The sequence below is a fragment of the Halorubrum sp. LN27 genome (assembly GCF_016635065.1).
Classification (GTDB): domain Archaea; phylum Halobacteriota; class Halobacteria; order Halobacteriales; family Haloferacaceae; genus Halorubrum; species Halorubrum salipaludis.
The window spans coordinates 2,549,965-2,572,406 of record NZ_JAEPET010000001.1; the positions used below are offsets into that span (position 1 = coordinate 2,549,965).

The 22,442-nt window shown below is 68.0% G+C and carries 20 protein-coding genes; 9 read left to right on the forward strand and 11 right to left on the reverse strand.

The window, feature by feature from the left end; translation table 11 throughout:
* The first annotated feature begins 29 nt into the window (after positions 1–29).
* Both JIN95_RS12550 and arsB read left to right on the forward strand, forming a co-directional pair.
* A complete protein-coding gene (locus JIN95_RS12550; RefSeq protein WP_200531703.1) occupies positions 30–485 on the forward strand; it encodes a RidA family protein in 456 nt (151 codons plus the stop codon).
* A gap of 163 nt (positions 486–648) precedes the next feature.
* Complete coding sequence (gene arsB / locus JIN95_RS12555) at positions 649–1,758, forward strand: ACR3 family arsenite efflux transporter (RefSeq protein ID WP_200531704.1); 1,110 nt, start codon at positions 649–651, stop codon at positions 1,756–1,758.
* A 297-nt stretch (positions 1,759–2,055) separates the two neighbouring features.
* On the opposite strand, the gene JIN95_RS12560 is transcribed toward arsB, so the two are convergent.
* From JIN95_RS12560 to JIN95_RS12585, 6 genes are all read right to left on the reverse strand, one after another.
* On the reverse strand, positions 2,056–3,090 hold the full coding sequence (locus tag JIN95_RS12560; protein ID WP_095635940.1) for a tyrosine-type recombinase/integrase: 1,035 nt from the start codon (positions 3,088–3,090) through the stop codon (positions 2,056–2,058).
* Positions 3,083–3,463 (reverse strand): DUF5805 domain-containing protein, encoded by a 381-nt coding sequence (locus tag JIN95_RS12565; RefSeq protein WP_200531705.1) that lies wholly within the window; start codon positions 3,461–3,463, stop codon positions 3,083–3,085. Before JIN95_RS12565 ends, JIN95_RS12560 begins: the two co-directional genes overlap by 8 nt.
* Positions 3,464–4,137: 674 nt before the next feature.
* Positions 4,138–5,043, reverse strand: coding sequence for a hypothetical protein (locus JIN95_RS12570; RefSeq protein WP_095635938.1), 906 nt, complete (start codon positions 5,041–5,043; stop codon positions 4,138–4,140).
* Positions 5,044–5,118: 75 nt separating this feature from the next.
* On the reverse strand, positions 5,119–6,861 hold the full coding sequence (locus JIN95_RS12575) for a hypothetical protein (protein WP_200531706.1): 1,743 nt from the start codon (positions 6,859–6,861) through the stop codon (positions 5,119–5,121).
* 108 nt (positions 6,862–6,969) lie between these two features.
* Complete coding sequence (locus JIN95_RS12580) at positions 6,970–7,803, reverse strand: MBL fold metallo-hydrolase (protein ID WP_200531707.1); 834 nt, start codon at positions 7,801–7,803, stop codon at positions 6,970–6,972.
* Between the two features lie 389 nt (positions 7,804–8,192).
* Positions 8,193–8,834 (reverse strand): bifunctional 4-hydroxy-2-oxoglutarate aldolase/2-dehydro-3-deoxy-phosphogluconate aldolase, encoded by a 642-nt coding sequence (locus tag JIN95_RS12585; protein WP_200531708.1) that lies wholly within the window; start codon positions 8,832–8,834, stop codon positions 8,193–8,195.
* Between the two features lie 296 nt (positions 8,835–9,130).
* Between JIN95_RS12585 and dgoD the strand changes: the two genes are divergently transcribed.
* Both dgoD and JIN95_RS12595 read left to right on the forward strand, forming a co-directional pair.
* Positions 9,131–10,285, forward strand: coding sequence for a galactonate dehydratase (dgoD, locus tag JIN95_RS12590; RefSeq protein WP_200531709.1), 1,155 nt, complete (start codon positions 9,131–9,133; stop codon positions 10,283–10,285).
* Positions 10,286–10,424: 139 nt separating this feature from the next.
* On the forward strand, positions 10,425–11,237 hold the full coding sequence (locus tag JIN95_RS12595) for an SDR family oxidoreductase (RefSeq protein WP_200531710.1): 813 nt from the start codon (positions 10,425–10,427) through the stop codon (positions 11,235–11,237).
* Positions 11,238–11,882: 645 nt separating this feature from the next.
* Here JIN95_RS12595 and JIN95_RS12600 read toward each other — a convergent pair.
* Positions 11,883–12,929 (reverse strand): PAS domain-containing sensor histidine kinase, encoded by a 1,047-nt coding sequence (locus JIN95_RS12600; RefSeq protein ID WP_200531711.1) that lies wholly within the window; start codon positions 12,927–12,929, stop codon positions 11,883–11,885.
* Between the two features lie 113 nt (positions 12,930–13,042).
* On the opposite strand from JIN95_RS12600, the gene JIN95_RS12605 reads away from it, so the two are divergent.
* On the forward strand, positions 13,043–13,747 hold the full coding sequence (locus tag JIN95_RS12605) for a hypothetical protein (RefSeq protein ID WP_200531712.1): 705 nt from the start codon (positions 13,043–13,045) through the stop codon (positions 13,745–13,747).
* 10 nt (positions 13,748–13,757) lie between these two features.
* Here JIN95_RS12605 and JIN95_RS12610 read toward each other — a convergent pair whose 3' ends face one another.
* Positions 13,758–14,750 (reverse strand): glycosyltransferase family 4 protein, encoded by a 993-nt coding sequence (locus JIN95_RS12610; protein WP_200531713.1) that lies wholly within the window; start codon positions 14,748–14,750, stop codon positions 13,758–13,760.
* 37 nt (positions 14,751–14,787) lie between these two features.
* Positions 14,788–15,657, reverse strand: a complete 870-nt coding sequence (locus JIN95_RS12615) for a hypothetical protein (RefSeq protein WP_095635929.1) — start codon at positions 15,655–15,657, stop codon at positions 14,788–14,790.
* Positions 15,658–15,846: 189 nt separating this feature from the next.
* On the opposite strand from JIN95_RS12615, the gene JIN95_RS12620 reads away from it, so the two are divergent.
* Complete coding sequence (locus tag JIN95_RS12620; protein WP_095635928.1) at positions 15,847–16,860, forward strand: lysylphosphatidylglycerol synthase transmembrane domain-containing protein; 1,014 nt, start codon at positions 15,847–15,849, stop codon at positions 16,858–16,860.
* Between the two features lie 109 nt (positions 16,861–16,969).
* Entirely contained in the window at positions 16,970–18,145 is a 1,176-nt protein-coding gene (locus JIN95_RS12625; protein WP_200531714.1) for a GAF domain-containing sensor histidine kinase, read from the forward strand.
* A 128-nt stretch (positions 18,146–18,273) separates the two neighbouring features.
* On the opposite strand, the gene JIN95_RS12630 is transcribed toward JIN95_RS12625, so the two are convergent.
* A complete protein-coding gene (locus JIN95_RS12630; RefSeq protein ID WP_200531715.1) occupies positions 18,274–18,834 on the reverse strand; it encodes a thioredoxin family protein in 561 nt (186 codons plus the stop codon).
* A gap of 58 nt (positions 18,835–18,892) precedes the next feature.
* On the reverse strand, positions 18,893–19,081 hold the full coding sequence (locus JIN95_RS12635; RefSeq protein WP_200531716.1) for a hypothetical protein: 189 nt from the start codon (positions 19,079–19,081) through the stop codon (positions 18,893–18,895).
* A 371-nt stretch (positions 19,082–19,452) separates the two neighbouring features.
* Between JIN95_RS12635 and JIN95_RS12640 the strand changes: the two genes are divergently transcribed.
* Positions 19,453–19,638, forward strand: a complete 186-nt coding sequence (locus tag JIN95_RS12640) for a hypothetical protein (protein WP_095635924.1) — start codon at positions 19,453–19,455, stop codon at positions 19,636–19,638.
* Between the two features lie 62 nt (positions 19,639–19,700).
* Positions 19,701–22,355, forward strand: coding sequence for a PAS domain S-box protein (locus tag JIN95_RS12645; RefSeq protein WP_200531717.1), 2,655 nt, complete (start codon positions 19,701–19,703; stop codon positions 22,353–22,355).
* The last annotated feature ends 87 nt before the right edge of the window (positions 22,356–22,442 follow it).

A 22,442-nucleotide genomic window follows, 5' to 3' on the forward strand; every position in this document is an offset into this window, starting at 1 on the left:
TTTAATATATGAACAACTGTTCATCTATTATGGGCCAGCAAACAACGGAGATCGAGACGGGAGAGGGGCACGGTGCCGAGATGAATATCGATCCCGATCTGAGCGAGGAAAGCAGGATTCAGCGCGAGGGTACGGGTAATACCGGAGCGTTCGGGAAGCGAACCGGATCGTCCGATCTGCGCTTTTTCGAGGGTATTCTCCCTGAACTTGACGGGGAAGTATTGAGCAATCACTCAATTGAAGAGCAATTCTCGACGGCACTCGACAACCTCGAATCCGCGCTCGCCGACAACCGGAACGCGACGTTCGGCGACGTGATGAAACTCGAGATCCAGCTCACGGACCCGAGCGCCGCGGAAGCGATCGACCACGTTTACGAGTCGCGGTTCGACGATGTCGAACTTCCGCCGCGGACCGTCGTCGGCGTCTGCTCGCTCCCCGGTGGTGCGGACGTACAGCTCGACGTGATCGCGGCCGAAGAGTAGTCGCCTCCTCCGAGACACCACTTATGAACGCTCATCCGCTTACACGCCGGTATCGCCCGCCAGTTGGTTCGTTTGTCGCTACGGGGGTGGGGCCGTCGTGAGCGACGCTCCCCACGAACATAGACCGAACTGTGACTGCGAAGCCTGCGGGGATCCCCGGTCGATGGACTTCCTCGACAAGTATCTCACCGTCTGGATCTTCGGTGCGATGGCGATTGGAATCGGTCTGGGCTACGTCGCACCGTCGGTCACCGGTCCGATCCAGGACCTCCACCTCGTAGAGATCGGACTGGTGGTGATGATGTACCCGCCGCTGGCGAAGGTCAACTACGGACAGCTTCCCGCCGTCTTCAAGAACGTGAAGGTGCTCGGACTGAGCCTCGTCCAGAACTGGCTCATCGGGCCGACCCTCATGTTCGGGCTCGCGATCGTGTTCTTCAGCGGTCTCGTTCCCGGACTCCCGGCCCGTCCCGAGTTCTTCCTCGGACTGGTGTTCATCGGGATGGCCCGCTGTATCGCGATGGTGCTCGTCTGGAACGAACTCGCCGAGGGGTCGAACGAGTACGCCGCCGGGCTGGTCGCGTTCAACAGCGTCTTCCAGATCCTCACCTACGGCGTGTACGTCTGGTTCTTCGCGCTGTTCCTCCCGCCGCTGCTCGGTATGGAGTCGCTCGTCGCGGGGATCTCCGAGTTCGGGATCAGCCCGCGACAGGTGTTCGAGGCGATCGCGATCTTCCTCGGGATTCCCTTTGCGGCGGGCGTCGTCTCGCGGTTCGTCGGGACGCGAACGAAGGGAGACGAGTGGTACGAGGAGACGTTCGAGCCGACGATTAGTCCGCTCACCCTGGTCGCGCTGTTGTTCACGGTGATCGTGATGTTCGCCATGCAGGGCGAGCGGATCGTCGCGCAGCCGAGCGACGTCCTCCTGATCGCGGTCCCGCTCACGATCTACTTCGTCGTGATGTTCTTCGTGAGCTTCGGGATGGGCCGCGGGATCGGCGCCGACTACTCGACGACGACTGCCATCGGCTTCACCGCGGCCTCAAATAACTTCGAGCTCGCGATCGCCGTCGCCGTCGCGGTGTTCGGCGTCGGCTCCGGGGTCGCGTTCGCGACCGTGATCGGTCCGCTCATCGAGGTGCCCGTCCTGCTCGCGTTGGTCAAGGTGGCGCTGTGGCTCCAGAAGCGGTACGACTGGCAGGGGTACACGACCGGACGCCTCGATGCACCGGCGAACGAATCGCCGAGCGAACCCGCGTTAGACGACGACTGATTCCCCACGGGACTGCTCACCGACGTGCCGGCCATTTGATGTCGATCCGGGGTTCGAACGGATTCCCGTAGAACAGGTCGATCAACGTCGAGACGTGTTCGCACCCAACGGCTCCTGTACCTTCCCCTGACGGGTGATATGGGGCACCGCCGTCTTCGCGACGATCCTCGGGTCGGTCGCGAAGCTGTGCCGTGAATTCGGTATAGCGGCATGCGATTTATCTGATCGGAATCGGCCTCAATTGGGTTGTAATACTATCAACAAAATTGCAACGACTACGCCCGATCGAGTGTCAGCTCACGTCAATAGCCGATAGACGTTCGCTTCGTACGTCTCGCGGACCTGATCGCCCCAGTTGTGGGTGTACGTGTCGATCACGTCGTCGGCGACGTCGCCGCGGAGGTATTTGACGACGCCGCGGTCGCCCGTCCGGTCCCGGAGATGCGTCGTGAAGAAGTGCCGGAAGTAGTGGGGCGTGACGTTCTCGGCGGCGCCGCCGCCCGTGCGGTACCACCCCGCGTCGCGGGCGTGGCGCTCGACGACGTGTCTGACCGCCTGCGGGTCGAGCCGCTCTCCCCATCCCTCCGCGGTGCCGACGAACAGCGGATCCGCGGGGGACGGGCTGTCCGGCCGCACCGCGAGCCACCGTTTCAGCGTCCGTGCCAGCTCGTCGTCGACCGGGATCACGGTCGCCCGCTTGCGCTTGTTCGACGCCGTGCGGACCTCGCCGTTGAGCTCCTCTCCGACCGTCGCGTCCGGCGTGACGTACAGCGAGTTCGGTCGGTCCGCGAGGGCCGGCCGCGTCCCGAGCGCGAACGCCCCCCTGACCTCCTCGTCGTCGACCGCGAGATCGCGGAGATCGAGGTTGCAGAGCTCGCCGACCCGCATTCCGGTCTTCAACAGTGTGACGACGAGCGCGCGGTGGAGGGGATGGCGAACCCCGGCGACGAACTCGCGCATCGCCGGGATCGACACGTCTCGCCGCGCAGGGTCCTTGTCCACCGTCTCGTCCATCTCCTCCATCACGAGCGTCATCGGGTTCCCCTCGAAGACGCCGACTTCGGTCATGTACCCGTAGAACCGGTGCAGATACGCCGCGTACGTCGCCACGGTGCTGTCGGCCACGTCGCCGCGCAGCGAGTGGACGAACGCCATACAGTCGCGATGGGTGGCCGACGACGGCGTCGTCTCGGCGTCGAGAAACGCCTCGAACCGGCGGAGCACGCGCTCGTAGGAGTCGCGGGTCCGCTCGGTCTTCCCGTGATAGGTGAGGTCCTCGATGAAGTACCCGATCGGGTCGTCGACCTCGGCGGGGGCGCGCGCGCTACTCATCGATCAGCGTGTACCCTCCTTCCCGCCCGTTGTACCGGACGCGGTTGCGGTCCTGGAGCGCGTCGAGCGCGTCCTCCAGCCGCCCCTCGAAGTCGTCGAACACGGCGTCGACGAGCTCCTCCCACGAGAGGACCCCGTCGGCGAGGGCCGCCTCGACCCGCCTTTCGAGGTCGTTACCCCCACGGTCAGACCCCGACGGATCCGGTTCGACGGGATTTTCGTCGCCCTCGATCGAGAACCCGCGTCTCCCGGCCTGTACCATCGTTCTGACGAACTCGCTTTGGGACATCCCCAACTCGTCGGCGTGGTCCTGCCAGATCGCCTTCTGATCCTTGGGGACGTACGTCTTCACGGAGCGGCGGTCGTCGCTCATCTCTCGTCCGAGCCTTTTCGGCCCGCCATCTTCAATCTATCCCACAATTCCGGATAAGGTCACTTATACAGTACTGTAGGTCCACTATTTGCCCGGTGAATATTGAATATCTGTCTTTGTGGTACTACAAAATTCAATGTGTAGTCATAGAATCCCGGATATTCAGACACCCGATCGTCGCCGGCGCTCGTTGACGGCCGGAGGCGAAGCGGGACTGCCCCTGTGGGGCGGTGACGACGACATGGGCTAGGAGCCCGTGGCTGCTGTCGAGCGCCGCCCGTGGTTCGCGCGTTCATCGACCCGGCTCGTCGACCGTGGTGGCCTGGCGTGTACCGCAGTCGACACGCCCGTGACTCCATCGACGAGCCTATCGATCGCGAACGCTCGGTCGCCTCGGCGGAGTCACGTCGATTACGGTTCGAACCGGTCGATGGTCCCGTCTGTCCCACCGCGTGTCTCTCGGACCGTTGTGGCCGTTCTCGCGCCACTGATGGAATCTGTACCAGAAACGGACAAAGGGGACATCGAACCCCTCACGACTCCACACTACCCCGTCTCCGACCGAAATATCCGGGCAATCAGACTTTTTCTCCCGTGATCGGCCGTTGCGAGTACACGCGGGGACGATCGATCGCCGACGTATATATTGTATATCGCTATAGAAAGTGTTGGGATCAGACCCGGATCTCCGAGGACGACTCCTCGACCGCGAGCGCGTCGAGCGCGCGCTCGACGCGCGGGTCGTGTTCGGCCGCGTTCCGCATCAGCACGGTCTCGCTGGGGAAGAGGTGTTCGCCGACGACGAGCCCGTGCTCGCGGGCCGTCGACCCGGTGACCGTGAGGTAGACGCCGATCCCCGTCCGGGCGATGGCGGCCTCCTCCTCCTCGTCGGCGTTCGGATAGACGAACTCGACGCCCTCCAGCGCGTCCGTTCCCAGGACGGCGGTGACGAGCCGCTCGTAGCGCGGAGAGATGCAAAGCGGTCCCTCGTACTCCGCGACGAAGCGCCGATCGAGGTCGGTCCCGGGATCGGTCCCCTCCAGCTTTCCCATCAGCGTGTGGTAGACGGTGTCTCCGAGCCCGTTGACCACGCGCACGTCGGTGTCGACGGGGTCGATCCGCTCGTTGATGTCGGCGATCTGTCCCAGTCCCTCCGGTCGGATCCCGACGACTTCCTCCAAGACGAGGTCGGCCGAGTCGAACCCGAGCGCGAACTCGTGGGTTCGGAGGGCTCGGAACGGCTCCTCGCGGCCGACGAGCTTCAGCGTCACGTCGCCGAGGTCGACGGTGGCGGCGTCGAAGACGATCCGCCGGGGCTTCCCGTCCCGGTCGTCGCGCAGCAGCGTGAATTCTGGCCGGCGCGGGTCGTCTGGGTCGGAGTACTCCGTCAGTCGCTCGTACGGGCCGTCTTCGGCGTCGACGCGGCCCTTCGTGACGGCCTTCTCGTACCGGAGGGTGTTGCTCACGCGGTCCGCGAGCCCGTCGAGCCGGTCGTCCGGGCCGACGGCCGCGATCCGTTCGAGGACCGCTTCGAGGGGTCGGCCTTTCCGCGGCACGGCGACCGGTACCGGTTCGCTCATTGCCGGATCTGGGGGGCCGCGGGTAAAACGGGTTGCGCTTTTCGGTCGGCGTGAGTTCGGGGGGTTCCTCGCGGCCTACTGTCCGCCCGGACCGAAGGCCTCGTTGAGCCGCTTTCTGAAGGCTTCGAGCTCCTCGAGGTGGTCGTTGATCGCGTCGAGCTCCGCCGCCACGTCGTCGAGGTCTTCGCCGAGCCGGTCCTCGATGTCGGTCAGCCGGGTGTCGACCTCCGCGAGGTCGTCCCAGAGGTCGTCGAACTCCTCGTCGAACCGCTCGACGCGGGCCTCGATGTCCTCGATCCGGTTCTCGGTCGCCTCCAGCCCCGCGGCGGCGTCGTCGACCTCCTCGTATAAGGTCTCCACGTCGTCGCCCAGGTCGTCGACCGCCTCGTCGAGTCCGGTCGTCTCGTCGTCGAGCCGCGACACGTCGTCCGTGACGCCGTCCACGGTCTCCTCGACGTCTGCGACCGACTCTTCGACGCCGGAGACGGTCTCTTCGACGTCAGCGACCGACTCCTCGACGGTCGATACGTCCGATTCGACGCCGTCGACGCGCCCGTCGACCTCCTCAACGCGCCCGGTGACGGCGTCGACGTCCTCGGTCACGGCCGACACCGATTCGTCGACCTGCGAGACCTCTTCGCGCAGGTCGTTCCGGTCGGCGTCGGCGGACGCGAACCGGTCGTCGATCGCGGCCATCTCGGACTCGACGGCGGCGACCTTCTCGTCGAGGTCGTCGAGGATCTCGCGGGCGGTCCCCTCGCCGTCGATGAACTCCGCGAGCGCGTCGGCGTACGCCTCGATGTCGGCGACGCTCGACTGCAGCCGGCCGATCCGCACGTCGACGCTCCGGGGGACGCCCGCGTCGAGTTCGGACCGAATGGTCTCGAGGTCCTCGTCGTCGACATCGCCCGCGCGGATCTCCGCGGCGAGCGTCGCGGCGAGCCCCTCCCCGGAGGCGGACGCGGGAGCGGTTTCCGCGGCCTCGGTCGGCTCTGCGGCCTCGTCGGCCGCCGGTTCGGTCACTTCGGGTTCGGGCTCCTCCGACTCGACCGCCTCCGAATCGGCCGCTTCCGGTTCGGATTCTTCCGGTTCGGGCTCGTCCGACTCACCGATCTCGGATTCCTCGGCGTCGGCCTCCGCGGTCTCCTCCCCGTCTCGCGGGGTGACCGCCGCCGTTCCCGCGGCGACTTTCCGCGGTTCGGGAGTGGCGGCCTCGCCGTCTACATCGTCTGTGTCGTCGCTTTCGGCGACCTCCGGCGCTTCGACAGCCGCGTCCGGGTCCGCCGCTTCGGTATCGGCCGCCGGTTCGTCGTCGACTGCGGGTTCGTCGTCGACTGCGGGCTCGTCGTCGGACGCGAGCGGCTCCTCCATCCCGGGAAGCGTCGCGCGGTCGCCGGAGAGCACCTCTCTGACGGCGTCGGTGTCGCCGGCGCCGAGGACGTCTTCGATCTCCTCGCCGACCGGGACGTGCTCTATCACCGGCGTCCCGAGGAAGCCGTCGAGGTCGGGGTCGTCGTCGCGGATCCCGAACACGGTCTCGACCTCCTCGTCGGGATCGATCACGCGTTCGAACTCGACGCGGTGGTCCTTGTAGGCGGTCCAGTTCTCGCTCTCGTACTCCGGGTGGAACCCGATCCGGTCCATCGGGAACGACTCGGGGATCCGGTCGACGATGCGCACGCGCACGGGGTCCTCGCGGGTCGAGGAGAGCTCGTACATCACCGCGGGCACGGGGAACGCGTCGTCCGTGAAGGACTTCTCGACGCGGATACCGTCCTCGTCGACGGTCGTCGTCGCTTCTGCCGTCCGTTCGCTCATACGGGGACTCACCCGGAGCAGGGGCTTAAATTCCACGGGCCGCCTTTCGGCGCTGATAACCACCGATCGGTGAAAAAACGCGGAATCGGCCCTCTCGAGGCCGACGACCTACAGGTCGATCCGGTCGCCGATCTCGACTATCTCCAGCCGGTTCGGGTGCGATCGGCTCCGGACGTGCTCGTGGAGCGCGGTCGGGTCCGCGGTCAGCCCCTTCCACATGTCCCAGTGGGTGGGGACGAGCCGATCGAGCGCGAGGTCCTCGGCGGCGGCCGCGATCTCGTTCTCGTCGCTGTACCACTTCGTCTCCACCGGCTCGCCCGTCTCCTTGTCCGGAACCCGGCCGACGGAACCGAACGCCAGGATTCCGAGGTCGATGTCGAACTCCTCGCCGAGCCCCGAGAACGACGCCGAGGGCTTGCTGTCGCCCGCGTGGAACAGCGTGCCCGACTCGTGTTCGATCACGTACCCGACCGGGTGCGTCGCGTCGGAGTCCTGCGTTTCGACGACGTGAACCGTGAAATCGCCGATCTTCAGCTCGTCGCCCTCGGTCACTTCGAGGAACGCCTCCGCCGCCACGTCCCAGTGCTCGGTCCAGCGCTCCTCCTCGCGAGCGACGGCGAGCGAGTCGTCTGGCGCGACGAAGTCGGCGTCGGTGTTCGCGAGGATCGGCGCCTGCGAGGGGCCGTGGACGTGGTCGGTGTGTTCGTGAGTCGCCAGCACTGCGTCCGCCTCGTCGACGTCCTCGGGATCGAACGGGACCGGGATCATCCGGACCGTGCGCGGCGGGTCGCCGGTCCCGACGTACGGGTCGATCCAGAGCACCGTCCCCTCGCTCCCCTTGATCGCGAAGCCGTTGCAGCCGAGGTACCACAGCGCCACCGTGTCGGGGTCTGCGTCCGCCACCGCGCGCGGCAGCCAGTCGCCCCAGTCGGAGTCGGTCATGGTCGACGTTGGGTATGCGTGCGGGGTAATCGTTCCGCTCTCGGCGGGAATTCGATCGCGATCTCGGGAATCAGCGTGGATTGCGTTGTTCGAAAAGCGACACTGAACCGTCCGATGAGCGACGAATAAACTGCATATCGCGATACAAAATACGAGGCGATCGCGAAACCGACCGAAGAACTGAATCCGGCGACGGCAACCGTCAGCTGCGGTGTCAATACCGAGCCGGGGTTACGGTCTATGGCCGATTGAAAACGCTCGGCGGCTCGAAGCCGGCCCGAACGGATAGGTCCAGGGCGACCTCGGCACGGATGTGTCTTGGCCGAATGGCGGCGTCTCCACGTTCGGTTTATCGGTCCGGCGCGATTCGTGTCGCCCAGTCGATTGCCCTATCGGTCCCTCGCGGCCGCGACCGCGTCGACGGTTCGGCGCGCGTTCTCGCTGATGGTCTCGTAGTCCTCGTTCGCGACCGCGTCGTCGTCGACGATCGCGCTGCCGACGCCGACCGCCGCGGCTCCCGCCTCGACGTAGGCGCCGGCGTTCTCCGGGCCGACGCCGCCGGTCGGGACGAGCGGAATCTGCGGGAGCGGGCCGCCGAGGGCCGCGACGTGGTCCGGTCCGCCGGTCTTCGCCGGGAACACCTTCACGAAGTCGGCACCGGCCTCGTACGCGCGGACGGCCTCGGTCGGGGTGAACGCGCCGGCCGCGATCGGCGTCCCGTAGCGGTTCCCGGTCTCGATGACGCCGGCGTCGACCGTCGGCGTGACGAGGAACTCGGCGCCCGCGAGCTGTACCGCCCGGGCGGTCTCCGCGTCCAGCACCGTCCCGGCGCCGACGAGCACGTCGTCGAACCGGTTGGAGAGCGCGTCGATCGTCTCCGTGACGTGCGGCGTGTCCGCGGTCACTTCGAGCGCCGTGACACCGCCGTCGACCACGGCGTCCGCCACGTCGACCGCGGACTCGGGACCCACGCCGCGGAGGATCGCGACGACGCCGCCCGCTCGGATCTGATCGACTCGTCGTGCGTGCATACGGCTACCCCGGACGCCGGCCGTAATAAATGGGACGCCTCGGGAACGACACTACTTACAGAGATAACTCTGTAATGGAGTTTCTCCGGGACGCAATACGGACCCGCGGGGTCGGGACCGGTGCGGAGCGGCACTTGCGATCGACACGGAACACGGTCGACACGAGATCGAATACGAACGATACGGAGCCGATCACGCGTGGACTCCGACTTCCGCCGAAGGAGCCGACACGGCGTCGCTTCCGAACCGGCCGTCCCGTAACGACTAACAGAGCCGGCGGGGTACCTTGCTCACGAATGAGCGAAATCGTCGACTACGAGCTGTTCGAAGTGCCGCCGCGGTGGCTCTTCCTGCGCGTCGAGACCGCGGACGGCACCGTCGGGTGGGGGGAGCCGGTCGTCGAGGGGCGGTCGAAGACGGTGCGGACCGCGGTCGAGGAGCTGTTCGACACCTACCTGCTCGGGGAGGACGCCGGTCGGATCGAGGACCACTGGCAGACGATGTACCGCGGCGGGTTCTACCGCGGCGGCCCGGTTCTCATGTCGGCCATCGCCGGGGTCGACCAGGCCCTCTGGGACATCAAGGGCAAACAGCTCGGCGTCCCCGTCTACGAGCTGCTCGGCGGCGCGGCGCGCGAGCGGATCCGGGTGTACCAGTGGATCGGCGGCGACCGCCCCTCCGACGTGGCCGAGCAGGCGCGCGAACAGGTGGACGCGGGCTTCACGGTGCTGAAGATGAACGCGACCGAGGAGATCGAACGGGTCGACGACCCCGCCACCGTCGACGCCGCCGCGACGCGGCTGCGAGAGGTCCGCGAGGCGGTCGGCGACGAGGTCGGCATCGGCGTCGACTTCCACGGGCGCGTCTCCAAGCCGATGGCGAAGCGGCTCGTCGAGGCGCTCGAACCGTACGACCCGATGTTCGTCGAGGAACCGGTTCTGTCGGGCCACAACGACGCCCTCCCGAAGATCGCCGAGCACACCACGACGCCGATCGCGACCGGCGAGCGCATGTACTCCCGATGGGACTTCAAGGAGGTGTTCGAGGACGGCGCCGTCGACGTGATCCAGCCGGACCTGTCGCACGCCGGCGGGATCACCGAGGTGAAGAAGATCGCCGCGATGGCTGAGGCGTACGACGTGGCGATGGCGCCCCACTGCCCGCTCGGGCCGATCGCGCTGGCCTCCTGCCTGCAGGTCGACGCCGTCTCTCCGAACGCCTTCATCCAGGAGCAGAGCCTCAACATCCACTACAACGAGACGAGCGACGTGCTCGACTACCTCGCGGACCCCTCCGTCTTCGACTACGAGGACGGCTCCGTCCAGATCCCCGACGCGCCCGGCCTCGGGATCGAGATCGACGAGGAGCACGTGCGCGCGCAGGCCGAGAAGGACGTAGACTGGCACAACCCCGTGTGGCGCCACGCGGACGGGAGCGTCGCCGAGTGGTGAGCGCCGGGCGGTAGTATCGCCGGGCCGCAAGCGCCGCCGGACGGTGAGCACCGCCGGACCGCAAGCGCCGCCGAGCAAGTCGGGCGACGGCGGCCCCGCAGACGGTGATTATTTGCCGGGGGCATCACCAGTTAGGGATATGTCGCCGGGCAACCCGACCGAGAACGCCGTCGCGAACAGACACGCGGACACCGTCGCCGTCGTCACGGGATCGACGCGGGGAATCGGCGAGGGCGTCGCCCGTCGCTTCGCCGCCGAGGGCGCTTCGGTCGTGGTGACCGGTCGCTCCGCCGACAGCGGCGAGGCGGTGGTCGACGAGATCGAGTCGGCGGGCGGCGAGGCGACGTTCGTCCGGGCGGACATGCGCGAGCCCGCGGAGATCGAGGCGCTCGTCGAGCACGCCGTCGCGGAGTACGGGCGGATAGACGTGTTAGTGAACAACGCGGGCGTCCAGACGGAGACGACCGCGAGCGAGGCGACGATCGACGACTGGGAGTTCGTCGTCGAGACCGACTTCCGGTCCTTCTGGCTGTGCGCGAAACACGCCGCCGACCACATGCCTGAGGGCGGGACGATCCTCAACACCTCCTCGAACCACGCGTTCCTCACGATGCCGGGGCTGTTCCCCTACAACGCGGTGAAGGCCGGGATCAACGGGATGACTCGCGCGCTGGCGCTGGAGCTCGGGCCGGACGGGATCACGGTGAACACGATCAACCCCGGCTGGATCGAGATCGACCGCACCGAAGCTGAGCTGGGCGACAAGTACGAGTACACGGAGGAGATCCACCCGGTCGGGAGGCTCGGAACGCCCGCCGACGTGGCCGGGCTCGCCGCCTTTCTCGCGAGCGACGACGCGAGCTTCATCACCGGCGAGAGCATTCTGATCGACGGCGGGCGTTCGCAGGTGATGCAAGACGAGGTCTACCTCGACTACCGCCGCGACGCGTGATCGATCGGCGGTGGGGCTCTCGGGCCAACGGTGGGGCTGCCGCGACCGGAGAACCGACCGGGCCACAGCGTTTGTGGAGAGGTCACACCATCGCCGCCGACGGGAATATGCACCGAATTCGACGGCATATATCAGATTAAAATATATCTTTGAAATATGGTATGATTTTCCACTCCGATCGATCGGCCGTTTTCGACTAGGGAGGGGTCGGCGGCCGCCGTCGGGCCGACTCCGGACCGAGAGGTGTTCGCATCGACCGCGACTCGGATCGGGGATGGCAGTAGGATCGCCGGCCCACGCCGGTCCCGAATCGAAACGGCAGTCTCATTCGATGTCGGGCGAGACGAGCTCGACCGTCTTCGCGGACCGAAGTCTCTCAAACTGCCGAGACGAGGGCGGTGTGAACGCTCCGATCGGTCCGTCGTCTCTCGATTCGATCGGTCAACGCCCCTTCGAGAGAGTGCAGAAACCGCGATCTCGGTGGTGACCGGTTCGGGATCGACTCATGTTATGATAGAAATAGTATATTAATCTTGAATGATAGTATTTATTATGTATATTCGAGTGGGACGGATACGGCTCCGATCCCCGGTCACTCAAGCGTCGGACGCCTTCGACGGAGACGCGTCGTTCCAACGGTCGGCGTCACTCGACGCGCGGAAGCTCGACGACGAAAACGGCGCCCGTCGGCTCGTTGTCCTCGACCCAGACGCGGCCGCCGTACTGGGAGACCAGCGTCTCCACGAGGTACAGCCCGATTCCGGTGCCGGGACTCCCGAGACCGCGCTCGCCTTTGCCGAACACGATGTCCTTCTTGTCGTCCGGGATGCCGGGGCCGTTGTCGGCGATCCGGACTTCGACGTCGTCGTCGCGCGCCTCGCAGGACACCTCGACGAGCGGGGCGTCCTTGTCGTTGTGTTGGACGGCGTTGTTCAGGAGGTTCCGGAACACCGAACTGAGCATGCTGTCGGCGGCCACCGCGACCTCGGGGATCGACCCCTCGACGACGAACTCCGCCTGTGGGAACGACTCCTCGCGGAGCGACAGCTCGGTCGTCAGAACGGAGCGGAGCGAGACCGGCTCGACGGCGATGTCCCCGTTCGAGACGACCGCCTCGACGTAGTCGTGCGCGACCTCGGTCAGTTCGACGACGTGTTCGGCGCTGGCGAGGATCTTCCGCAGGTACTCTTCCCCTTCGGCGTCGACGTGGTCCTCGAGCATCTCCATCCAGCCGAGAACGACCGCCATGTCGTTGCGGATGTCGTGGCGGACGATCCGGTTCAGCAGTTCGAGCTCCTGTTCCCGGCCGCGTTGTTCGGTGATGTCCGTACAGATACCGACGACTTCCGCGATCTCGCCGTCCTCGTCTCGGAGCGCGACCTGTCGCGTGAGCACCCAGCGAACCGATCCGTCGGGCCGGACGACGCGACCCTCGTACGCCTCGTCTCTGGTCCCTCGGGCCGCCGCCTCGATGTTCTCTCGCACCCGATCGCGGTCCTCGGGGTGGATGCTGTCGATCAACAGGGACACGTCGTCTTTGATCTCCTGGGGAGGGATTCCCCAGATGTCCTCGAATCCGGCGCTGATGTAGTCGAACTCGCCGGGCTGCGTGGCCGTCCACAGCGCGACGCCGTCGAGGTGGTCGAACAGGGCTCGGAAATCGCGCCGTTTCCCGAGCGAGCCGTGAGTCATACCGGCGTTTCCACCCCGAAAGTGATAAAGGCCGGTCGTGGATCCACACGTCGCAGTTTCCGACCGCGGATCGGCGGAACGCTTACCTCGCCGACCCCGCAAGCGGATCGCGAATGCCCTCCCGCTTCGATCGGCGGACCGCCCTTCGGGTCGTCGGGTCGTCCGTCGCGCTCGCGCTCGCCGGCTGCGGCGCGAACCGAGGGCCCGGGGAGTCGAACGGCTCCGCGAACGGAACCGACACGTCGACGCCGGCGCCGGTGACCGCTGACGACGTCGCGTTCGAGGCGAGCGCGACGGAGCCGTTCACCGCGGATCACCCCGCGCGTATCCGGGCCGAGCTCCGGAACACCGCCGCCGACCCGATCTCCGTCTTCACGGGCGTGACGCCGCCGTTCACCTCTTACCTGAGCGACGGCGACCCGGACGCGAACCGACTCGTTCTCGTTCCCGAGGTCCCGGCCGACGAGAGCCCCTTGGGGTGGTCCGACGGGACCGACCGGATCTCCGAGACGGTCGAGAGCGGGTGTTGGAACGCGACGCGGGACGCCGTGATCGAAGAGATGGGGGCGTACACGGCGGTGGCTCCGGGAGAAGCGCTGCGTCAGCGATACGCCGTGTACGGGTACCAGAACGAGTCGTGTCTCCCGGCCGGAACCTACGCCTTCGGCGACGACGTGACGGTACACCGCGGACGACCCGGAGACGACGCCCCCGAGTCCGAGGCGACGTTCGGCTTCGCGCTCGTGCTCGCCGACGACGGGTCGCTCTCGGTCGAGAGGGACGAGGCGACGATCGGCGGCGACGACGGAAGCGAGTAGGGGGCGGCGGTCACAGCGACTCGTACAGCTCGCGGTACCGCTCCGCGATCGCGTCGAGCGAGAACGACTCGCTGCGCGCCTCCGCGTTCGACCCGAGCCGCTCCCGGAGCGCGGGGTCGGAGAGGCGCCGGATCGCGTCGGCGAACGCCGCGGTCTCGTCGTCCCCGGCGGCGGGGTCGACCTTCAGGCAGTCCTCGCCGTCGTCGAGCCACGAGAACGTCTCGATGTCGCGGACGACGACGGCCTTCCCGGCGGTCATCGCCTCCAGCAGCGCGATCCCCTCGTTCTCCTCGTGGGTCGGGAAGAGGAACACGTCGCCGGCGGCGAACGCGCCCCGCACGTCGTCGACGAAGCCGGTGAACGTGCAGTTGTCCGGCGACTCCTCGATGAGCCGGGTGGTCTCGCGGCCCTTCAAGGAGAGGTCGAGCGGTCCGAACCACGCGAAGTCGATGTCGGGGAGCGCACGGGCCAGGTCGACGAACGTCTCCAACCCCTTCCGCTTGATCACGTGGCCGACGAGGAAGACGGTCGGCGGGTCGAGGTCGTACCGGTCGCGGTACTCGGCTTCCAGCGACTCGAAGCCGGCCAGCTTCTCGCGGTCGGCGCCGTTCGAGATGACGGTCGTCGGCGCGTCGGCGTACTCCGCGATCACGCCGCGGTTGTACTCGGAGGGGCAGACCAACGCGTCGGCGAGGCCGTACGCGCGGCTGAGGTAGGGCTTGAGGGGCTTCGCCAGGGCGTTGGTGAAGCGGAAGCTGTCGCCGAAGTCCTCGGCGGTGACGTGGGTGTGCGCGACGACGGGGACCCCGCGGTCGCTCGCTCGCTTCGCGTACCACACCGAGCGCGGCCCCATCAGGTTGCAGTGGAGCACGTCGGCGTCGAGGGTCGGCTCGGTGGTGTAGGCGATCCCCTCGCGGTCGAGCATCTTCCGCTGGTGGACGACGGACTCGCGGATGCCGCCGGTGACGCGCTCCTCGAACTCGAAGTAGTGGCTGACCTTCATGGCGCGGTCTCGGAATTGGAACGCGAAGCGGCGACGGTCACTCCACTTCCAGCCACGGGACCTCCATCAGCGGCGGGATGTACGTCTCGATGTGGTGTTCCCACACGCCCTCCTCGCCGAACGCCTCGCCGTGGTCGGCGGTGACGACCACCTTCCCGTCGAGCTCCTCGACGAGATCCGCGACGGATTCTAAGGCGATCCGGAGGTTCTCCTCGTACATGCTCAACGCGGTGACGCGGGTGCCGTCTTTCACGAGGTCCTTCGGGTCGAGCTCCAGCCACAGCCCCGCCTTCTGGGCGAACTCGCTGTCGTCGAGCCGGCTCTCGATCTTCGGTCGGACCGAGTCGCTGAGCGACGAGAGGAGGCCGCCGTCGTCGCCCGCGTCGCCGCCGTTCGCCTCCTCCTCTTCCTGCCGTTTGATCCCCTTCTGGATCTGCTTGAGCTTCTGTCCCTTCCCGCGGGAGAGGTAGGGAGCGTGCGGCTGCATGTAGTGGAGGACGGTGCGGTCGGCGCGTTCGACGGCGTCGCGGTTGTTCCGGTACGCCTCGGCGAGCCCCTCCGGCGGGACGGTGCCCAGGTCGTCGTCCCAGCCGGTCTTCCACACGTCGTGGATGTCGCTGATGTGGTCGGAGGCGGTCCAGTCGTAGTCGCAGCTCGCGCCCCACTTCAGCTCGTTCAGCGGAATGCCGAGGTCGTTGATGAAGGGGTTCCCCGAGAAGTAGGCGATGTCGTGGTCGCCCGTGAACGTCCGGTAGGCCCACTCCGGCGTCGACGATCCGACGCTCCGGCGCTTCTCTAAGTCGCCGTCGAGGTACTCATCGTACACGTCCTCGAACACGTCGTAGCGGCACGCGTCCAACACCAGACAGTAGTCCCACTCCGACTCGAGGAACCGCTGATCGTCCATAAGTACGCCCCCGTACCCCCCCGACGGTTGTATTCTTGTTGGTGCCGCTCTCGTGATATAATTCGGCTACACACGCCCTCAGCGTCGTCTTCTCGGCGTTCTCTCCGCTGACCTCGCATCGGGGGAGCCCCCAAACGGGGAGCGAGAACCGATCAGACGTTTCAAGTCCGCCAGCGCGTCATACCCCCCATGGACGGGAGCCAGCGGCGGGGAGTGGTCATCGGCGGGATCGCGGCGCTCGCGGTCCTCGCCGTCCTCTTCGTCGTCGTTGGGGCGGACCGCGTGATCGGGACGCTGCGTTCGGCGGACCCGACCCTGGTCGCGGCGACGTTCGGGTTCGCGCTCTGCTGGCTGGTCGCGTGGAGCCTCATGCTCCGGACCGTCCTCGGGTCGCTCGACGTCTCCCTCTCGGTCGGCACGGCGTTCCTCGTGTACGCCGGGGCCGTCTTCGCGAACAACGTCACCCCGTTCGGGCAAGCGGGCGGCGAGCCGGTGGCCGCCGCGCTCATCTCCCGCGTCTCCGGGTCGCGCTACGAGACGGGGCTCGTCGGGATCGCCAGCGTCGACGTGCTCAACGTCGTCCCCTCCATCTCGCTCGTGTTCCTCGGGGTCGGCTACTACGCGACGAGCGCCGCGGTCGGCGAACGCCTCGAAATCGCCGTCGGCGTCGCCGTCGCGCTGATCGCGGCGATCGTCTCGGGGATCGCGCTCGGCTGGCGGTACCGGCGTGTCGTCGTCGATCGGCTTCCCGGCGCGGTCGGCGCGGTGGCCGGCCGACTGGACCGGTTCGACGCCGAGACGGTCGAGGCCGGGATCGCCAACAGGCTGCGGAACTTCTTCGAGGACATCGAGCGCGTCGGGACGAGCCCCGGGCGGCTGGCCGCCGCGGTCGGGCTCTCGCTCGCCGGGTGGGTGTTCCAAGCGGCCGCGCTCACGGTCGCGTTCGCCGCCGTCGGCCACGGGATCTCGCCGGTGATCCCGCTTTTCGCCGTCCCGCTGGCGTACGTCGCGGGCGCGACGCCCCTCCCGGGCGGACTCGGGGGGATCGAGGCGGCGTTCGTCGCCCTGCTCGTCCCGACGACCGGGGTCCCGGCGTCAGCGGTCACCGCGGCAGTGCTCGTCTTCCGCGGCGGCGTCTACTGGATGCCGGTGGCGATCGGCGGCGCGTCGGCCTCGGTGCTCGGAGTCCGCACGGTCCGGTGATTTCGCATTCGTACCGCCGGAACGCCACGAGTAGTGTAAAAAGTAGAGAATTTACTCCCAGATAACAGGGCCACTTTTGTCGGTGGGGTCGGTACCTCGGACGTTACCCATGGGTGGCGAGGCTCTCAGCGCGGCGGCGGCCCGGGAGCGGCTCTACGAGGTGATGGACCGGGACCTGCCGTTCGAGGAGAAGGCGACGCTGGCGCTCTCCGTCGGAGAGACGTATCTTGACGTGGAGAACGGACACCTGACGCGGATCGACCCCGAGAGCGACTACTGGAAGGCGATCGCCAGCACGGACCCGGCGGACGGGGCGTTCCCGGTCGGGCTCCAGCTGGACCTCGGAGAGACGTACTGCCGGCGGACGATCGGCGGAGAGGCTCCGGTCAGACTGCACGACGCGCCCAACCAGGGATGGGACGACGACCCCGCGTTTCAGCGGCACGGCCTCCACTGTTACCACGGCAGCGCGATCACCGTCGACGACGAGCTCTTCGGGACGCTGTGTTTCGTCTCCGCGGATCCGCGCGCCGAGCCGTTCGACGACGCCGAGACGCTGTTCGCGGAGCTGATCGCGCGGATGTTGGAGACGGAGCTTCAAGCGGAGCGGACGGAGGCGAAGATCGACCGGCTCGACCAGTTCGCCAGCGTCGTCTCGCACGACCTCAGAAGCCCGCTGAACGTCGCACAGGGACGCGTCAACCTCGAGCGATCGACCTGTGACAGCGACAACTTAGAGATCGTCTCGCGGTCGCTGGACCGAATGGAGAACCTGATCGGCGACGTCCTCACCGTCGCCAGACAGGGACACGAGATCGGGGAGACGGAGCTCGTCTCGCTCAGTGCGATGGTCGAGGAGTGCTGGGAGGGGACCGACACCGACGGCGCGACGGTGACCGTCGCGGAGGAACTGCAGTTCAAGGCGGACCCCGACCGCGTCCGGCACCTCTTCGAGAACCTGTTCCGGAACAGCGTCGAGCACGGCTCGACTGGCAGCCGGACGAAGTCCGGCGACAGCGTGGAACACGGGGGCGCGGACGTGTCCGTCCGGGTCGGACCGCTCGACGGCGGAGACGGGTTCTACGTGGAGGACGACGGTCCCGGAATTCCGGAGGCAGACCGCGAGCGCGTCTTCGAATCGGGATACACGACCGCCACGGACGGGATCGGGCTCGGCCTCTCGATCGTCGAGGGGGTCGTCGACGCCCACGGGTGGACGGTCGAGGTCGGAGAGAGCGCCGCCGGCGGCGCGCGGTTCGAGGTGGCCGGCGTGGTCGTTCCGTAGCGCCGGGTCTCGGGAGGTTCCAGCTCGAGGTCATCGAATCGCTCCGAACCAGGTCTACCGAGGCACTCGGCGGCGGGCGCTACCGCGCGATCGACGAACTCGTCGGCGCCGTCCCTCGCTCTCCGCACTCACTCCCCCGGCCACTTGATCGAACAGCCCCGCGAGGGACGGTCCGGAACGTCGACTTCCTCGCCCGCGAGCACGGCGTCGACGGCGTCGCGGATGTAGAACTCGGTGGGCTCGTCGTCCGGGTTCAACGCGTCGTCGAGGCGGCCGTGGTACCGGAGCCGGAACCCGTCGCCGTCGCGGCCGAACAGGAACGGGTCGGGGGTACAGACCGCGCCGTAGGCGTCCGCGACCGCGGCGGTCTCGTCGCGGAGGTACGCGTCGTACCCGATCACCCCGTCGGCGACGCGGTCGCGCATCGCCTCGACGGAGTCGTCCGGGTACTCCTCGGCGTCGTTCGGGTTGATCCCCACGACGGCCAAATCGTCGTACTCGGCCGCCAGGTCGTTGAGGAGGTCGAACTTCGCCTGCGCGTACGGGCAGTGGTTACAGGTGAACACCACGAGCAGGGCGTCCGCGTCGAAGTCGTCGAGGGCGTACGTCTCGCCGTCGGTTCCCGGGAGCTCGAACGGCGGCGCGGCGTCGCCGCGGTCGAGCTCCGAGTCGGATTCGGTCGCGACCATACCGTGCCTTCCGGCGCCGTCCCCAAAACCGTTCCGCGGGGCGTCCCCGTCGGGCCGTTCAGGCCCGGGCGGCGGCGACCGCGGCCGCGGCGTGCGCGACGGCGACGGCGGCCAGCAGACAGCCCGCGGCGGCGAGGACCGCCGCGATCGCGAGGGACCATTCCCGAAGAGCCGCGCTCACCGTCCGCACCGCCGCGAACCCCCAGGCGACGACGAGCGCGGCGAGGGTTCCGCCCGGAACGAGCATCGGTGACGCGAGCCACCGCGGCGCGGAGACGCTTCGGTCCCGTTCCGCCGCTCGCCGGAAGCGGAGACCCGCTCGGGGCCTCAGTCGCCGCCGCTCCGCCGGAGGCCGTTTCTCCGCCGGCGGGGGCCGCCGCCGCTCCGCCGAGCACCGCCCGCGTTCCGCCGGGCGCCGCCCCCGATCAGTCGGATCGTCTCGCAGTCGCATGGGGCGGGTGGCCGCGGCATCGGCCCTAAACCGTTCCCCGGTTTCGGCCGAAGCCGTCCCGCACCGCGACCGGCGGCGCGGTGGCTCCCGACGGGACAAATTCCGTCGACGGCCCGCGATCTGCCGGCGACTCGTGGCTTTTTGGTCCGACGGTTCGTACCGCGGGTATGTCCACCCGAGAGCCGTCGTATCGAACGCTCCGGCTGCTGTGCGCGAACGCGGTCGGCATGGCCGGATTCCTGCTCGCGTTCGCGGTCGCCCGGGAGTTCGCGGTCGCGCTCGTTGCGGCCCTCGTCCTGGCGGCGATCGGGTACGCGGCGTCCAGCGCCGTCGTGGCGTACGCGTCGGCGTGACCCGGCGACGTGACAAGCAAAATGCCAATAGTTACTATGTCGGGGAAACGACACACGAACGGATGACGACACGGGACCGGTACGAGTCGGAGGCGCTCGCGGCCGACGCAGGGTCCGACCCGGTGCGAGTGCTTCTCGTCGCCGAGCGGCCGTCAGTCGGAGACCGCGCGGCGGCGGCCATCGAGGACCGCGGCGAGCGGTTCGCGGTGACGTCGGCGGACGACGCCGCCGAGGCGCTCGGCGCCGTCGACGCCGGCGAGGTCGACTGCGTCGTCAGCGGTTACGACCTCCCCGGGATGGACGGCGTGGAGTTCCTCCGCGCCGTCCGGGACCGGGTCGGGGACCTCCCCTTCGTGCTGTTCACGGCCCGCGGGTCGGAGGCGGTCGCGAGCAGGGCGGTGGCCGCGGGCGTCGACGAGTACCTCCCGCTGCGTGACGCCGACGGGGTCGCGGAGGACGGGACGGCCGACGACGAGCCGGCAGATACCGACCGTCCGGACGACGAGACGACAGATACCGACCGTCCGGACGACGAGCCGACAGACGCCGACCCCTACGCCGCGCTCGCGGAGCGCGTCGACCGCGCCGTGTCCCGGTCGCGGACCGAGCACCAAGAGACAGAGCACCTCGACCGGATGACGGACGCGTTCTGCGGCATCGACGAGTCCTGGCGGCTCACGTACCTCAACGAGCGGGCGCGTGAGCTGCTCGAACGCGACGCCGGAGAGCTGCTCGGCGAGCGGATCTGGGACCGGTTTCCGACGCTCCGCGGGACTCGGATCGAGACGGAGTTCCGCGACGCCGTGGCCTCCGGAGAGCCGACCGCCTTCGAGTACCACTTCGAGGGTCCCGACCTGGATTTCGCGATCGACGCCTACCCCTCCGACACCGGCCTCTCGGTGTACTTCCGCGACGTGACCGACGAGCGCGAACGCGAGCGCGAGCTCCGCGAACTCTCCGAGCGGTTCCGCCTCGCGGTTGAGGGCGCCGACGTCGGGGTCTGGGACTGGGACATCCGCACCGACGAGGTGCGGTTCGACGAGCGGTGGGCCGGCATGCTGGGATACGACAAATCCGAGATCGCCTTCGAGCTCTCGGAGTGGGAAGACCGCGTCCACCCCGACGACCTCGCCGAGGTGTGGGCGGCGCTGGAGGCGCACTTCGCCGGCGAGACGGAGTACTACCGGTGCGATCACCGGATGGAGGCGAAGTCGGGCGAGTGGAAGTGGATCCGCGACCGCGGCCGCGTCGTCGAGCGAAACGACGACGGCGAGCCGGTCCGCGCCGTCGGGATCCACATCGACGTGACCGAGGAGAAGGAGCGCGAGCGCGACCTGGAGCGCTACCGGCGACTCGTCGACGAGTTTCCGAACCCGGTGGCACTCTACGACGCCGACAGTCGGTTCGCGGTGGTCAACGACCGGCTGACCGAGGTGTACGAGTCGACCCCCGAGGAGCTCGTCGGTCGGAAGAGTCCCCTGTTACGGCGGCTCCGAGAGACCCGCGAGGACGACCCGTTCGCGGCGCTGGTCGCCGGCGACCGGGAGGCGGTGTCCGGCACGATCGAGCTGGACCTCCCCGAGCGGTCCGACGCGATCATCGACTTCACCCTGCGGCGGCTCGTCATCGACGGCGAGTTCGACGGGGTGCTCGCCGTCAGCCGCGACGTGACCGAGAAGCGCCGCCGCCAGCGGGCGCTCGAACGCACCTCGGCCCGGCTGGAGGCCCTCTTCGAGGACTCCCCGGACATGGTCGACATCCACGACAAGGCGGGCGAGATCGTCGACGCGAACCCCGTGATGGCGGCGGAACTCGGCTACGACCGCGAGGAGCTCGTGGGGATGGACGTCTGGGAGATCGACACGGAGCTGGACCCACAGACCGGGATCGACCTCTGGCAGAGCATCGAGATGGGTGAGACGCGCCGGCTGGAGACGACGTTCCGTCGGGCCGACGGCACCACCTTCCCGGTCGAGGTGCAGGTCCGCCGCGTCGACGTGCAGGGGGACGACCGGTTCCTCGCCACCAGCCGCGACATCTCGGAGCGGAAGGCGTACGAGCGCCGGATCGAGCGCGAGAACGAGCGGCTCGACGAGTTCGCGAGCATCGTCTCGCACGACCTCCGGAACCCGCTCAACGTGCTCTCCGGCTACCTCCGGCTCGCCCGAGAAACGGGAAACGACTCGTACTTCGACCGCTGTGACACCGCGCTCGACGAGATGGAGCGGCTGATCGACGACGTGCTCACCCTCGCCCGGCAGGGCGACGCCGTCGGATCGGTCGATCCGGTCCCCCTCGACGAGCTGGCGACCCGCTACGCGAAGGACGCGGTCGGGTCAATCGACGGCGACGAGGGCGACGAATCGGCGGAGCCGATCGAAGTCGCCGTCGAGACCGAGCACGACGTGCTCGCGGATCCCGGCCGGCTCAAGCGCCTGCTGCAGAACCTCTTCCGGAACGCCGCCGAACACGGCGGAGACCGCATCGTCGTCGGCGACCTGCCGGACGGGTTCTACGTCGCCGACGACGGCCCCGGGATCCCGGAGGACCGGCGCGACGAGGTGTTCGAGAGCGGCCACACGACCTCCGAGTCGGGGACCGGGTTCGGGCTGGCGATCGTCGAGCGCATCGCGGAGGCCCACGGCTGGGAGGTGACGCTGACCGAGGGCGACGACGGGGGCGCCCGCTTCGAGTTCACGGGCGTCGAGCGGCCCTGAGGAGCACCTCGGGCGGTCCCGCGGCTCCCGAGTCCGGTCGTCGTCGCGAAAAATTTTCGAGTCGCCGTCTTCGCCGAGCGGTCGAAG